The sequence below is a fragment of the Lachnospira multipara ATCC 19207 genome (assembly GCF_000424105.1).
Classification (GTDB): Bacteria; Bacillota; Clostridia; order Lachnospirales; family Lachnospiraceae; genus Lachnospira; species Lachnospira multipara.
Genome location: NZ_AUJG01000018.1, coordinates 31,195 through 46,820, shown reverse-complemented (window position 1 = coordinate 46,820; position 15,626 = coordinate 31,195). Strand labels below are relative to the sequence as shown.

General features: G+C 34.4%; 9 protein-coding genes, 1 tRNA gene and 1 rRNA gene. All 11 read left to right on the top strand.

The window, feature by feature from the left end:
• Nucleotides 1-246: ribosomal RNA gene (locus tag G600_RS0112000) — 23S ribosomal RNA — on the top strand; the annotation flags it as partial.
• Between the two features lie 125 nt (nt 247-371).
• Nucleotides 372-442, top strand: a tRNA-Trp gene (locus G600_RS0111995).
• Between the two features lie 1,156 nt (nt 443-1,598).
• Complete coding sequence (pckA, locus tag G600_RS0111990) at nt 1,599-3,212, top strand: phosphoenolpyruvate carboxykinase (ATP) (protein ID WP_027432128.1); 1,614 nt, start codon at nt 1,599-1,601, stop codon at nt 3,210-3,212.
• Between the two features lie 211 nt (nt 3,213-3,423).
• Nucleotides 3,424-4,185 carry a flagellin gene (locus G600_RS0111985; protein ID WP_027432127.1) on the top strand — a complete coding sequence of 254 codons (762 nt, stop codon included), beginning with the start codon at nt 3,424-3,426 and terminating at the stop codon, nt 4,183-4,185.
• Between the two features lie 82 nt (nt 4,186-4,267).
• Complete coding sequence (locus tag G600_RS0111980; RefSeq protein WP_027432126.1) at nt 4,268-4,516, top strand: hypothetical protein; 249 nt, start codon at nt 4,268-4,270, stop codon at nt 4,514-4,516.
• Between the two features lie 240 nt (nt 4,517-4,756).
• Nucleotides 4,757-5,695, top strand: coding sequence for a carbamate kinase (gene arcC, locus G600_RS0111975; protein ID WP_027432125.1), 939 nt, complete (start codon nt 4,757-4,759; stop codon nt 5,693-5,695).
• 1,140 nt (nt 5,696-6,835) lie between these two features.
• A complete protein-coding gene (locus G600_RS0111970) occupies nt 6,836-7,237 on the top strand; it encodes a hypothetical protein (RefSeq protein ID WP_027432124.1) in 402 nt (133 codons plus the stop codon).
• A gap of 336 nt (nt 7,238-7,573) precedes the next feature.
• Entirely contained in the window at nt 7,574-9,211 is a 1,638-nt protein-coding gene (locus G600_RS0111965; protein ID WP_027432123.1) for an ABC-F family ATP-binding cassette domain-containing protein, read from the top strand.
• Between the two features lie 195 nt (nt 9,212-9,406).
• Nucleotides 9,407-12,199 (top strand): DNA translocase FtsK, encoded by a 2,793-nt coding sequence (locus G600_RS14590; protein WP_051195509.1) that lies wholly within the window; start codon nt 9,407-9,409, stop codon nt 12,197-12,199.
• A 137-nt stretch (nt 12,200-12,336) separates the two neighbouring features.
• Complete coding sequence (locus G600_RS0111955; protein ID WP_027432122.1) at nt 12,337-14,010, top strand: formate--tetrahydrofolate ligase; 1,674 nt, start codon at nt 12,337-12,339, stop codon at nt 14,008-14,010.
• Nucleotides 14,011-14,122: 112 nt separating this feature from the next.
• Complete coding sequence (locus tag G600_RS0111950; protein WP_027432121.1) at nt 14,123-15,625, top strand: UDP-N-acetylmuramoyl-L-alanyl-D-glutamate--2,6-diaminopimelate ligase; 1,503 nt, start codon at nt 14,123-14,125, stop codon at nt 15,623-15,625.
• Nucleotide 15,626 lies beyond the last annotated feature (1 nt).

The following is a 15,626-nucleotide window of genomic DNA, read 5'->3' as shown; positions in this document are numbered from 1 at the left end:
TTAGTACGAGAGGACCGGGGTGGACTGACCTCTGGTGTATCGGTTGCATTACCAAGTGCATGGCCGAGTAGCCAAGTCGGGACGGGATAAACGCTGAAGGCATCTAAGCGTGAAGCCCCCCTCAAGATGAGATATCCCATACGAATGTAGTAAGACCCCTTGAAGACGACGAGGTTGATAGGCAAAAGGTGGAAGCGTGGTGACATGTGGAGCTGATTTGTACTAATAGGTCGAGGGCTTAACCAAGTAAGGTTAAGGTTTGGATAGAGAGTGAGAAATCACTGAACAAAACGAGGGTTATTCTTTAAGGATAATCAAACGGATGAATATATTTAATGTGCAGTTTTGAAGGAATGAATACATTTCCTTATAGGGGTGTGGTGAAGTGGTATCATAGGGGTCTCCAAAACCTTTGGTGGGAGTTCGATTCTCTCCACCCCTGTTAAGATTTAAGGCATCGGTTTTACCGGTGCTTTTTTTGTGCCCTAAATTCGCCCATAAAGCCCTTAAATCATTTTCTAAGAGAGAAACCTTTTAACTATTAAATCACCTCATATAAAGAACATAGATGTCATATAAGCTATATATTTGCTAATTAGCCATATAAAGTTATATCTGCTAAATAATCTATACAGAGCTATATAGGCTGATCTAATGCTATATAAGCTGATCTAATGCTATATAAGTTTATCTAAAGGAATATAGAAATAAATCTATTAATCCTTCTAAATTGCTCCAGCAGATAATATAGGGTTAATAATCAATATCATTACAATTCACATTAATAAGTCCCAAATAAAGGAAATAAAGCCGTATCTTAGATAATAAAGTCATTCAATATTAGCTCTATCTTAATTACTAAGAAATTAATAAAATTGGCTAGGATTAATAATATCTAAAGATTCTTTAAACTGCGTACAAAATTATAGGGATATACAAATCAAGTTTGGTACTATTTTTAAACTAGTACTGTTTTAGTTTCCTAAAAATCTTTATATTTAGTATATGGTTTATATAGAATTCTTTATCTTTTACCTAAAGTTTTTCTCCAAATATTGTATACAAATTAAGTTAAAATTAGATTTGGGTTAATAAAATAAAGTGAGTTTTTGAAAAATTCCATATAAATAATACATAAGTTTAGATAAAAGCTGATACTATTTAAATTAACTGATAATATCAATTTATTTAGAAATTAATTCTTTGTATAAGTATGAATTTTATGTATAATATTGAAATAATTACCTAATAAAATAAAGTATAATTTAAAAATAGGAAAAAATATAAAAAAATATGGGACATAATTTAAGGAAATTAGGCTGAAATTACTTTACTTTTTAAGTAAATACATAAAAAATACATTACAAAATTAAGACAAAACGGTGTTAAATTTCAGACAACCAAATTTGTAAAGTGCTATAAATGCAGATAAATACTAGCTTTCAACGAATGTTAATTTTTAAACAACTAACTTTTAGATGTCATACCAATTTTTTGTTTGCAAGAAGAATTCTATTGATTTTATCAATCTTTAATGTATAATAGGAATTAAGTTGTTTAAATTATAACAATAATAAATTAAAGAGAGGTTTTTGACTATGGCATCAATCGATTTAAGCAAGTATGGGATTACAGGAGCTACAGAAGTAGTTTACAACCCATCTTATGAAGAACTTTATAAGGCAGAAACAGATCCAAGTCTTACAGGTTTTGATAAGGGACAAGAAACTGAACTTGGCGCTGTTAATGTTATGACAGGTATTTATACAGGACGTTCTCCTAAAGATAAGTTTATTGTAATGGATGAGAAATCTAAGGATACTGTATGGTGGACAACACCTGAATATCCTAATGATAACCATCCAGCTTCACAGGAAGCTTGGGAGGCTTGCAAGAAGTTAGCAGTTGAAGAACTTTCAGGTAAGAAGTTATATGTAGTTGATGGATTCTGTGGCGCAAATAAGGGTACACGTCTTGCAGTAAGATTCATCATGGAAGTAGCTTGGCAGGCACATTTTGTAAGAAATATGTTTATTAAGCCAACAGCTGAAGAAGAAGCTAACTTCGAACCTAACTTTGTAATCTACAATGCTTCAAAGGCTAAGGTTACTAATTACAAGGAATTAGGTCTTAATTCAGAAACAGCTGTTTTATTTAACGTATCTAGCCGTGAACAGGTAATTCTTAATACATGGTACGGTGGAGAAATGAAGAAGGGTATGTTCTCAATGCAGAACTACTTCTTACCACTTAATGGTATGGCTTCAATGCACTGTTCAGCTAATACAGATATGGAAGGTAAGCACACAGCTATCTTCTTTGGTCTTTCTGGTACAGGTAAGACAACACTTTCAACAGATCCAAAGAGATTATTAATTGGTGATGATGAACATGGTTGGGATGATAATGGTGTATTCAACCTTGAAGGTGGTTGCTATGCTAAGGTTATCGGTCTTGATAAGGAATCAGAACCAGATATTTACAATGCAATTAAGAGAAATGCTCTTTTAGAGAATGTTACAGTTGATGCTAATGGTAAGATTGATTTTGATGATAAGAGTGTTACAGAAAATACTCGTGTATCATATCCAATTGATCATATTGATAAGATTGCACAGAAGGTTAACAAGATTTCTTCTGGTCCAGATGCAGATAACGTAATTTTCCTTTCTGCAGATGCTTTCGGAGTACTTCCTCCAGTATCTATTCTTACACCAGAGCAGACAAAGTATTACTTCCTTTCAGGATTTACTGCTAAGCTTGCTGGTACAGAAAGAGGTATTACAGAACCTACACCTACATTCTCTGCTTGCTTCGGTCAGGCTTTCCTTGAGCTTCACCCAACAAAGTATGCTGAAGAACTTGTTAAGAAGATGGAAAAGAGCGGTGCTAAGGCTTACTTAGTTAACACAGGTTGGAATGGTACAGGTAAGAGAATTTCTATTAAGGATACTCGTGGTATTATTGATGCAATTCTTTCAGGCGATGTTCTTAAGGCTCCAACTAAGAAGATTCCTTACTTCGACTTCGAGGTTCCTACAGAACTTCCAGGTGTTGATACAGGTATTTTAGATCCTAGAGACACATATGCTGATGCAGCTGAATGGGATAAGAAGGCTAAGGATCTTGCAGAAAGATTTGTTAAGAACTTCAAGAAGTATGAGACAAATGATGCTGGTAAGGCTTTAGTTGCAGCTGGTCCTCAGTTATAATTTGATTTATTATTGAAAGATATATAGTTGTGAATTTTGCTCCACTAGGATATTTCCTAGTGGAGCTTTTTTTTGCGTAAAATGTGTATTTCATTTCACAAAAAGTTCACTTTACAATATATTAGTACTAATGTACTATAAATACAACAAGGGGCTAATCAATAGGCAGAAAAACATTTTTAAAGAAGGATTATAAATTTGGAGGTATCTTATGAATGGAGTATCAAGTGTAACTAGTTCAAGTAACTATTACAGCTCTATTGCATCAGGTGTTTCATTACAGTCAGCAGCAGATGGCGCAGCAGAATTAGCTATATCAGAGGCCGCTGAGGTACAAGTTAATTCCTATGATGTAGGAAGTTCTAACGTAGAATCAGCAGTATCGGTGCTTAATATTGAAGATGCTGCCCTAGAAGGTATTACAGACTATTTACAGCAAATTAGGGAGCTATCAATTCAAGCTTCAAACGATACCCTTTCATCAACAGAAAAGGCTGCTATTCAAGAAGAGATTAATCAATTAAAAGAAGGTATTACAGACATTGCAGATACAACTAACTACAATGGCATTTCACTCCTTGATGGAAGTGAGGACGATTTAAATGTGGCTACAGATGGAAATGGTTCTACAGCTACAGTTTCAACATATAATTCGACTCTAGAAGCCCTAGGAATTGCTGATTATGACGTAACAGGAGACTTTGATATATCAGACATTGATGCTGCCTTAGAGACAGTTTCTAGTATGCGTTCAGAAACAGGTGCAACAACTAATAGTATGTCCCATATTTCAGCCTATAACAGCATGGCTTCATATAACCAGTCAAGGGTTTTAAGCCAGTTACAGGATACAGATTATTCTGAGGCAGTAAGTGAGATGAAAAAGCAGGCTGTTTTAGACACCTATAAGCTTATGATGCAAAAGAAGCAGCAAGAAGACGAGAAGGAAAAGGCTAATATAGTCTTTCAGTAACATTTTATAAAAACTTTATTTACTATTTGTTCATAAAATGTTATCCTAGCCAAGTAAGAAATTTTTCTGAAAGGTAGAGAATATGGTAGACAGTCGTAATTTTAAGAATTTAAATTCAACTAACAGAAGCGGTAAGGGTTCATCAAGTTTAAAGAAGAATCAGTGGGTTCCTTTTGTAATTATCGTAATTTTAGCAGTTGCATTAATTGCGCTAAATTACCTTATGATGGACATTTTACAGTGGGCTAATGACTCAGCTGCAAGCCAGACTGAGGAGACAACAGCCGCTCTACAAATGATAACTAACAACTTTATTTTTAAATTTTTCTAGATGAATTTTAGCTAACATAGATAAAGCAAGTAAATTTAAAGACCTGATTTTATTTTTATCAATTGATAAAGTAAAGTCGGGTCTTTTTGTATTTTTAATTTTGTGAAGTAATTTACTTAGGATAGAATTAAGAACAAAATTGAATATGAGAAAAGCTAGTAAATAGCTTATTTTCCTTGCGAAGGCAGGGGCTTTATTTTATAATTAAATTAATCTTTTTTTAACTTTGGAGGTTTAAATATGGAGAATAGAAGAATTGTAGTAGCACTAGGAAGAAATGCGTTTGGTACAACATTTAATGAACAGAAAATAAATGTATCTAAAGCAGCTAAGGCAATTGCTGATTTAGTTGAGGACAAATATCAGGTTGTTGTAACTCATAGTAATGGACCACAAGTTGGTATGATTCAGACAGCTATGACTGAATATGCTAGACTTGAGCCAGAAGATAGAACTGTAGCTCCTATGTCAGTTTGTGGCGCTATGAGCGAGGGTTACATTGGTTATGATTTACAGAATGCTATTAGAGAGGAACTTCTTAACAGAGGTATTTATAAGACAGTTTCAACTGTAATTACTCAGGTAAGAGTTGATCCTTTTGATGAAGCATTTTCAAATCCAACAAAGATTATCGGTCGCTATATGACAAAGGAAGAGGCTGAAGCTGAGGAAGAGAAGGGTAATCACGTAGTTGAGGAGGAGCCAGGCAAGTTTAGAAGAATTATTGCAGCTCCAATGCCTATTGATATTTATGAAATTGATGCAATCAAGGCTTTACTTGATGCGGATCAGGTAGTTATTGCTGCTGGCGGTGGCGGAATTCCTGTTTTACAGCAGGGTACACACCTTAAGGGCGCTTCAGCTATCATTGAAAAGGATTATACAGCAGCTAAGCTTGCTGAATTTACAGGCGCTAAGACACTTTTATTCTTAACAGCTGCAGATAAGCTTACAATCGGCCTTGGAACAGACAAGGAAGAGGAAGTTGATGACATTAAGGTTGAGGCACTTGTTAAGCATATTAACGAGGGCGACTTCCCAGCAATTACAACACTTCCTAAGGTTGATGCATCAGTTAGATTTGTTTCAGCTATTGAAGGCTCAAGAGCAGTAATTGCAAATCTTGAAAAGGCTAAAGATGCTCTTAATGGAAAAACTGGTACAACAATTACAGCTTAGTTTTTAAAATTGGGTTGATTTTTGGAAACAGAGAAATAATTTTTTAAAAAAATTCATTAAGAACTTTAACAGCTAATATTTTCTAATTGTTAATAGTTTCTTATAAAAAATTTTTAAAAATGTATTTAAACCGGCAAATATAAGATTTCGTAAAAGAAATTAAACTTACAGTTTAATTGGCGAAAAGCTTGTATTTGCTGGTTATTTTTATATTAACTAGTTTTTTATTAGGAAAATGTTGTCGCTATTTTTCAAAAGAGAATTTATTTAAAAAACAAATTAAAGGAAAAAATATACAAAATGCAATTTTTTAAATTTGAAAAAATTTATATGCTAGAAATATAGAAAAAATCTTTATTAGAGACATATGGACGGAAATATTTTAGCAAAAATATAAAAAAAGTACTTTACAAATAAAAAATCCTTTGATAATATTTTGTCGTTGCAAAAACACAAACTAATTCATAAATGGTCAAACACAGATAAAAGGGGGGATTTACTGTATAAAAAGTGTAAATGCCCGCTTATTTTTTTGACTATTATGTAAACAATTACACTAGTCGTATCTGAAAGTTTAAATTTGGCGATTTAGTTTCTGATTCGATTGGTTTAATCTAGAATTATGATTTAAATTGATGATATGATTGGAGGATTCGATTTACTGATTAGTTGGTTTGTTGGCTTACTGCGACACATTTTCACAAAAAGTAATTCAAGGAAATAAACGCATTTCATGGAGGATTGCGAAAGGATGAAAGGAGTCATTGAAAACTAAAGAAAAGTAAAAAAACAAAAAACTAACAGAGAAAGAATCAATTGATTAATATTATGCTTAAAGATGAGAGAAAAAGCTACAAGAAGATAAAGGAAGAAGTCACAAAAAGATAGAAGTAAAAGATAGAAGATACAAAAAGATGGGTTTGGTTAACCGTAAATGTACTGAAAAGATAAAGACATCCCAGGCTTAAATTAAGAAATGGGACAGTTTTGAGAATATTTTATACGTATTTTAAGGCAACTTTAATTGAGGCCAATTAAATTAAACACTATACAATTATTTAAAATTGTATAGGTGAAAGAAAACAAACAGAGAATGTTAGAAAATGAACTATAAGAAAAAGATTAGTGCAGGAGGAAATTATGCTATATTTAGGATCTAATGATTCAAAAATTTCGAATTTTAATTTAACAAAGATGTTTGAAGATTATTTTTATAATATCTTTAAAATTAATAGTATGTGCGAGAAGATCACAAATGAGGAAATTGAGAATATGATAGTGGGACATAAAATGATTGTGGTTTCTTTAGATGAGACGGTGTTACAGACAGAACATGGAGACTTCTTATTAAATATGATAAAGAAGCTTCTTAAGAGAAAGGCTATTTATGTGAGATTTTTGATGTACGATTATGAGGATTTGCCAGCTAGCTTTTCCTGGATTGTTGAGAAATATAACAAGTATATTCAAACCCTAAGTTATAATGACGATCCTTTTGATGTATTTTTTAAATATACATTTCCTAATATAGAAGTGAAATAGATTTCTTTCATAATTATAGAAGGAAACATAATAAGAAGAAATTATAATAAGAAGAAATTGTAACTAGAAGATTTATGATAAGATGATAAATAACACCCCAGTTTTATGGCTATATGTACCGACCTCCAATCGTTAGATTTTTGGTCTAACTTTTGGGGGTCACCTCAATACATGAAGCGGGGGTGCTATTTTTATTTTAAAATGTGTAAATTAGTTTTACTTGCATTTAGGCTTTATAACCTCTATAATTATTATGTTTGTGCTTTAATGGCACGTTGTTTGTAATTTTAGATTAGACTGAAATACTTTGTATTTCTATTTGGAGGTTATATTTAGATGATTAGTGCTAATAATGTAACATTGAGAATCGGTAAGAAAGCTCTTTTTGAAGATGTTAATATTAAGTTTACAGAAGGTAATTGTTATGGCCTTATTGGTGCCAACGGTGCAGGTAAGTCAACATTCCTTAAGATTTTAACAGGCCAGATCGAGCCAAGTAAGGGTGATGTTTCAATCACACCTGGTCAGAGATTATCTTTCTTAGAGCAGGATCACTTTAAGTATGATGAATATACTGTTTTAGATACTGTAATTATGGGTAATGCTCGTCTTTATGAGATCATGAAGGAGAAGGAAGCAATTTATGCTAAGGAAGACTTTACTGAGGAAGATGGTAATAAGGCTTCTGAATTAGAGGCAGAATTTGCTGATATGAACGGTTGGGAATCAGAGTCAGACGCTGCTCAGCTTCTTAATGGTTTAGGTGTTGAAACAGAGAATCACTATAAATTAATGAGCGAACTTGATGGTTCACTTAAGGTTAAGGTATTACTTGCTAAGGCTTTATTTGGTAACCCTGATATCTTACTTCTTGATGAGCCTACTAACCACTTAGATTTAGATGCTATTGCTTGGTTAGAAGAGTTCTTAATTAACTTTGATAATACAGTTATTGTTGTTTCCCATGATAGATATTTCCTTAATAAGGTATGTACTCATATCGCTGATATCGATTATGCTAAGATTCAGTTATATGCTGGTAACTATGACTTCTGGTATGAATCAAGCCAGTTACTTATTAAGCAGATGAAGGAAGCTAATAAGAAGAAAGAAGAGAAGATTAAGGAATTACAGGACTTTATTCAGAGATTCTCTGCTAACGCTTCTAAGTCTAAGCAGGCTACATCTAGAAAGAGAGCCTTAGAGAAAATCGAACTTGATGAAATCAGACCATCTTCAAGAAAGTATCCTTATATCGACTTTAGACCACAGAGAGAAATCGGTAATGAAGTATTACAGGTAGAAGGAATTTCTAAGACAATTGATGGTGTTAAGGTATTAGATAACGTTTCATTTATTGTAAATCATGATGATAAGATTGCATTTGTAGGTTCTAACGAGCTTGCAACTACAACACTTTTCAATATTATTACAGGTCAGATGGAACCTGATGAAGGTAGCTACAAGTGGGGTGTTACAACATCTCAGGGTTACTTCCCTAAGGATTCAGCTGCAGAGTTTAATAGAGAAGATACAATCGTTGAATGGTTAACACAGTATTCACCAGATCCAGATCCTACATATGTAAGAGGATTCCTTGGAAGAATGTTATTTGCTGGTGATGATGGCGTTAAGAAGGTTAAGGTATTATCCGGTGGTGAGAAGGTTAGATGTTTACTTTCTAAGATGATGATTATGGGTTGTAACTGTTTAGTATTTGATGACCCTACAAACCACTTAGACATGGAATCAATTACTGCCCTTAACAATGCTTTAATTAAGTTTAATGGTGTTGTAATCTTTACTTCACACGATCATCAGTTCATTCAGACAACAGCTAACAGAATCATGGAGATCGTTCCATCAGGTCAGTTAATTGATAAGATTACAACTTATGATGAATACCTTGAAAGTGATGAAATGGCTAGAAAGCGTCAGGGATTTGCTGATGCTGCATCAGATGATGAAGACTAATTTAAGAATTGCTTAATTTAAGGCTTAGATTCATTTTTAAAAATGTTCTAAAAGTTTGGACATATACAAACTAATATAATATGTGAAATTAGGAAGTGATTTGCTTAATTGCATTTCGCTTCCTTGTTTTACTTTTGGCTTATATGGTATAATAAATAAGTTTAAAGAATGCTTTGGGACGGGAGGAAATCATAAATGGCTTTAGCTAGTAAAAATAATAAAAGGCCAGTAAAAACAGTAAGTAGGGCAAATAGTAAGTCTAGCAGTGATGCTAAGACTAGTTCAAATAAAAAGACTAAGGGCGAAGAGGCAAAAAAGACTGAGGAAGCTCAGGAAGAATACGGTCTAAAGGAAGAAATAGTGGTATTGATTGCATTTGCATGCGCTGCTATTTTAGTACTATCAAATTTCGAATTAGCAGGTTCTGTAGGTAGAGCAATTAAGTGGCTCATGTTTGGTTTTATTGGGGTAATGGAATATTTCTTCCCATTTGTTGTGGCAGGAACTATTATCTTTATTTCTGTAAACAAGAGCTTTATTAAGATTGCACGAATCAAGGCTATTGCAGTATACGGCCTTATGGTAGACCTAGCTGCAATGTGGCAGAGAATTACAAATGTACCTAGAGTTGAAGGTAACATTTTCTCCTTCTTTACAGTGTGCGCTAATGACAAAATCGGCGGCGGCTTTTTTGGCGGCCTTCTTTGTAAGATTTTATATCCTCTTGGAACAGTTGGATCGTTTGTGATTATGCTTGCTTTAATGATTATTTGCATCGTGGTAATCACTGAGAAATCCTTTATTAAGGGCATGAAGAATGCTAAGACTAAGAGTAAGGAATTTATCGAAGTAGCTAAGAAGGATTATTTTGAATATAAGGAACAAAATGACCTTGCAGATTATGAAGATGATGAAGACGAAGAACTTGAAAGAAATGGATATTTTTCTAAAAATGCTAACAAAAACGCTTTTGAAGAAAATGGACAAATAGATTCAACTAAAAAGAAGAAAAAGAGCCCAGCAAGAAGAATGGGACGAAAAGTTTTAGGCGTTACATCTGATACTTTAATTGAAAGAAACGGACAAGAAGATAGTGATATTAATATAGAAAATGTTGAGGCAATTTCTAATCCTGAGGATGAGTATTCAAAGGATATTTATGAACCAGATTCTAACAATCAGGTCTTTAATGGCTTTAACAGCGTAATGACAGATGAAGACTATGATGAAGGCTATCCTGATAACCATAGTGACAGCTATAAGGAAAGTCATAACGAGGCAGCACAGGAAGCTCCTAATACACTAGATGAGGATTTAAGAGCAGATGTTGCATCTGATAATGATTTTGTATCGGCTTATAATGCAGGTTCTAATGCTTATGCAAGTTCTAATGCTTATGCAAGTTCTAATACTTATGCAAACCCTAATCCACATGCTAGTTCAGGTGCTAGAGATAGCTTAACTGAAAGTTATGGTCAGGCAGCAGCTAAGGAGACTACGTTTGAAAAAGGCAATCAAAAGAAATATCACAAGCCTGATATTAACTGCCTTAAGCGTAGTAAAAAGACTGCATTTCTTGGAGCATCAACAGGCAAGAATGATGAGACTGCAAGAGTATTAAAGCAGACTTTACTTAACTTTGGTGTAGCTGTAGATGTAGTTGGAATTAGTTATGGCCCATCGGTTACAAGATATGAAATTCAGCCTGAACAAGGAGTAAAGGTTAGTAAAATTGTTTCCCTTGCAGATGATATTAAGTTAAGCCTTGCGGCAGCAGATATTAGAATTGAGGCACCAATTCCTGGTAAGTCAGCCATTGGTATTGAAGTGCCTAATAAGGAAGCAACAACAGTTGGACTTAGAGAGTTAATTGAATCTAAGGAATTTAAGAATGCTAAGTCAAAGCTTGTATTTGCTACAGGTAGAGATATTGCTGGTAAGGTGATTTTAGCGGATATTGCTAAGATGCCACATATGCTTATTGCTGGTGCTACAGGTTCTGGTAAGTCAGTTTGTATTAATACAATTATTACAAGTATTTTATATAATGCATCTCCTGAAGATGTAAGAATGATTTTGGTAGATCCAAAGGTGGTTGAACTTAGTGTTTATAATGGCATTCCACATCTAGCTGAAAAAGTCGTAACAGATCCTAAGGAAGCTGCTAAGGCACTTAACTGGGCAGTTATTGAAATGGATAGACGATATAAGGATTTTGCTAAATACGGTGTTAGAAACCTTGAAGGTTACAATGAGAAGGTTGTTAAGGGCGAAATTATTGATGATCAGGGTGAAGTTGTTAAGGATAAGAAGCCACAGATTCTTATTATTATTGATGAGTTAGCTGATCTTATGATGGTTTCTGCTAATGAAGTTGAAGATGCAATCTGTAGACTTGCTCAGCTAGCAAGAGCTGCAGGAATTCACATGGTTATTGCAACACAGAGACCTTCGGTTAATGTTGTAACTGGACTTATTAAGGCAAATGTACCGTCAAGAATTGCATTTGCAGTATCCTCAGGTGTGGATTCAAGAACTATCCTTGATATGAATGGTGCTGAAAAACTACTTGGAAAGGGCGATATGCTCTATTTCCCTTCAAATTTACCAAAGCCTTTAAGAGTGCAGGGTGCCTTTATTTCTGATGAAGAAGTGGCAGACATGGTAGAGGATGTAAAGAGAAAGAATCCACCAGTAGTATATGATGAGAGCATTTCAAAGACTGAAATTGGGGCAGCCTTAGTTGGCCAGTCACAAAGTCAGGATGAAAGAGATCCTTTATTTGCTGAGGCAGGACGATTCGTTATTGAAAACGAAAAGGGTTCCATTGGCATGCTTCAAAGACATTTTAAAATAGGATTTAACAGAGCCGGCAGAATCATGGACCAGCTCTTTGATGCAGGGGTTGTTGGACAGGAAATGGGAACAAAACCTAGAAAAGTTGAGATGTCCCTTGAGGATTTCAACAATAATCTTGCAAATGGTTAATTAAGATAAGTCTTTTTTGGAAAGATAGCTAGAATAGTAAATGTGTTTAAATAGCAATTGTGAGAGAACTAACAATATGGTACAATCTACATGCGTTTACAAAACGTATCTTTTATTTTTGGAGGATTTGTATGGCAGTGAAAAGTGATATTGAAATCGCACAGGAAGCAACAATGAAACACATCAAGGAAGTGGCTAAGTTAGTAGACATTTCTGAGGACGATTTAGAGATGTATGGCAAGTATAAGGCTAAGATCTCCGATGAGGCTATTGAGCGTGTTTCAAAAAATGAGGATGGTAAGTTAATTCTAGTTACAGCAATTAACCCAACACCAGCAGGTGAGGGTAAGACTACAATTAGTATTGGACTTACAGAGGCACTTAATAAGTTAGGAAAGAAGACTGTAGCAGCACTAAGAGAACCTTCTCTTGGACCATGTTTTGGTATTAAGGGTGGTGCAGCTGGTGGCGGATACGCTCAGGTAGTTCCTATGGAGGACCTTAATCTACACTTTACTGGAGATTTTCATGCAATAACTTCTGCTAACAACCTATTAGCAGCTATGCTTGATAATCATATTCATCATGGTAACGAGCTTGACATCGATGTTAATAGAGTAGTTTGGAAGCGTTGCCTTGATATGAATGATAGAGCATTACGTAATATTGTAGTTGGACTTGGCGAGAAGACTGATGGTGTTCCAAGACAGGATCATTTCATAATTACAGTAGCATCTGAGATTATGGCTATCCTATGTCTTTGTGAAGATATGCAGGATTTAAAGAGAAGATTAGACAATATTATCGTTGCATATAATAGAGCTGGAGAGCCTGTAACAGCTAAAGATTTAAAGGCAACAGGTGCAATGGCAGCCTTACTTAAGGATGCAATTAAGCCTAATATGATTCAGACATTAGAGAATACACCAGTACTTGTACATGGTGGCCCATTTGCTAATATTGCACATGGATGTAACTCAGTAAGAGCAACAAAGCTTGCACTTAAGCTTGCTGATTATACAGTTACAGAGGCAGGATTTGGCGCAGATCTTGGTGCTGAGAAGTTCCTTGATATTAAGTGCCGTATGGCAGGCCTTAAGCCAGATGCTGTAGTAATTGTAGCAACAGTTAGAGCCTTAAAATACAATGGTGGCGTTGCAAAGCAGGATTTAAACGAAGAGAACTTAGAAGCTCTAAAAAAAGGTATCGTAAATCTTGATAAGCATATCGAGAATATGCATAAATACGGTGTTCCAGTAGTAGTAACACTTAATTCATTTATTTCAGATACACAGGCTGAATATGAATTCATTAAGGAACATTGTGAAAGCCTTGGCTGTGAATTTGCATTGGCAAATGTATGGGCTAAGGGCGGCGAAGGTGGAATCGAGCTTGCTAACAAGGTATTAGAGACAATTGAGAAGAAGGAAAGCAATTTCGCTCCAATTTACTCACTTGATTTAAGCCTTGAAGATAAGATCAACACAATCGCTAAGGAAATTTATGGCGCAAGTCATGTAACATTTGATTCAAAGGCAAAGAAGGAATTAGCTAGATTAGAAGAACTTGGTTTTGCTAAGCTTCCTATTTGTATGGCTAAGACTCAGTATTCTTTATCAGATGATGCAAGCTTACTTGGTAGACCAGAAAATTTCGATGTTAATGTAAGAGAAGTTTATGTAAATGCAGGCGCAGGCTTTGTAGTTGTGCTTACAGGTAAAATTCTTACAATGCCAGGACTTCCAAAGAAGCCAGCCGCAGTTGGAATTGACTTTGATGAAGAAAATAATAAAATAACAGGTTTATTCTAAAATATATTTACACATTTACTTAAAAGACTTTCACACATTTACTTATAATTTGCTTATAATAAAGCAAAAGATTAATGGGAGGACAAGTTATTATACTTGTTAGGTAAAAATTATGTTATTATCAGAGATTTTAAAAAATTGTATAGAAAATGAATGTACAGATTTCAGCTATGAAATCCTACAGGGTAAAGAAGACATTTATGTAACAAATGTAAGTTCTGACTCTAGAAAAGTAGATAAGGACGGCGTTTTTGTTGCAATTAAAGGAGCGGTAGTAGACGGACACAAATTTATCCCTAATGTGATTGATAGAGCTAGTGCTATTGTAGTTGAATCTACTGCTAATTTAGCTGATATTCCAGAAGGAATCACAGTTATTAAGACAGATAACACAAGACTCGCTCTTGCCTTAATGTCAGCTAGTATCTATAAGAATCCAGATAAGGAAATTTTTACTATTGGTATTACTGGTACAAAGGGAAAGACAACTACAACATATATGATTAAGAATGTATTAGAGGCATGCGGTATTAAGACAGGTCTTATTGGTACAATCGAGACAATCATTGGTGATGAGCACATTCCATCAGAGAATACTACTCCTGAATCAAGCCAGATTCATGAAAGCTTTAGAAAGATGGTTAATGCTGGTTGTAAGGCTGTTGTTATGGAAGTTTCAAGTCAAGGACTAAAGCTTGATAGAACAGCAGGTATTATGTTTAATATTGGTGTATTTACAAACCTTGAGCCAGATCACATCGGACCTAATGAACATGAAAGCTTTGAGGATTACTTAGAATGTAAGGCTAAGTTGTTTAGACAGTGCTCAACAGGTATTTTTAATGCAGATGATGAGCATGTTGAAAAGATGATTAAGAATGCAACTTGTAAAATAGAGACATATGCTATTGATAAGGACGCAGACCTTAAGGCAAGCGATATTAAGCTTTTCCACGAAGGTGGTAATATTGGATTAAACTATAAGTTAGTTTCAAAGGATGATAGTAAGGACTTAGAAGTTAAATTAAATCTTCCAGGTCGCTTCTCAGTTTATAACTCTTTATCAGCTATTGCGGTAACAAAACATTTTAATGTGCCAGAGGCAACTCTTTTAAAGACACTTCAGGAGGTTAAGGTAAAGGGTAGAATTGAACTTGTAAAGGTATCTGATAACTTTAGTTTAATGATAGATTATGCACATAATGCTATGTCCCTTGAAAGCTTACTTACAACTTTAAGAGAATACAATCCACATAGAATTGTAACTTTATTTGGTTGTGGCGGTAACAGATCAAGAGATAGAAGATTTGAAATGGGCGAAGTATCTGGAAAATTATCAGATTTAACAATTATTACATCTGATAATCCAAGAGATGAAGAGCCTGAAGCAATTATTAAGGATATTATAACTGGAATATCTAAAACTGATGGTAAGCATGTGGATATAATAGACCGTAAGGAAGCTATTAAGTACGCAATTGCTCATGGTGAGCCAGGAGATATCATTGTTCTTGCAGGTAAGGGACATGAGGACTACCAGATTATTAAGGGCGTAAAGCATCACATGGATGAAAGAGAGCTTATTGCTGAGGTTTTAGAGGAACTTAAGAGGTAAA

Excerpts from the sequence above, each read along its gene's own strand:
- pckA (WP_027432128.1), top strand. The coding sequence starts at position 1,599 with ATGGCATCAATCGATTTAAGCAAGTATGGGATTACAGGAGCTACAGAA.
- G600_RS0111985 (WP_027432127.1), top strand. The coding sequence starts at position 3,424 with ATGAATGGAGTATCAAGTGTAACTAGTTCAAGTAACTATTACAGCTCT.
- G600_RS0111980 (WP_027432126.1), top strand. The coding sequence starts at position 4,268 with ATGGTAGACAGTCGTAATTTTAAGAATTTAAATTCAACTAACAGAAGC.
- arcC (WP_027432125.1), top strand. The coding sequence starts at position 4,757 with ATGGAGAATAGAAGAATTGTAGTAGCACTAGGAAGAAATGCGTTTGGT.
- G600_RS0111970 (WP_027432124.1), top strand. The coding sequence starts at position 6,836 with ATGCTATATTTAGGATCTAATGATTCAAAAATTTCGAATTTTAATTTA.
- G600_RS0111965 (WP_027432123.1), top strand. The coding sequence starts at position 7,574 with ATGATTAGTGCTAATAATGTAACATTGAGAATCGGTAAGAAAGCTCTT.
- G600_RS14590 (WP_051195509.1), top strand. The coding sequence starts at position 9,407 with ATGGCTTTAGCTAGTAAAAATAATAAAAGGCCAGTAAAAACAGTAAGT.
- G600_RS0111950 (WP_027432121.1), top strand. The coding sequence starts at position 14,123 with ATGTTATTATCAGAGATTTTAAAAAATTGTATAGAAAATGAATGTACA.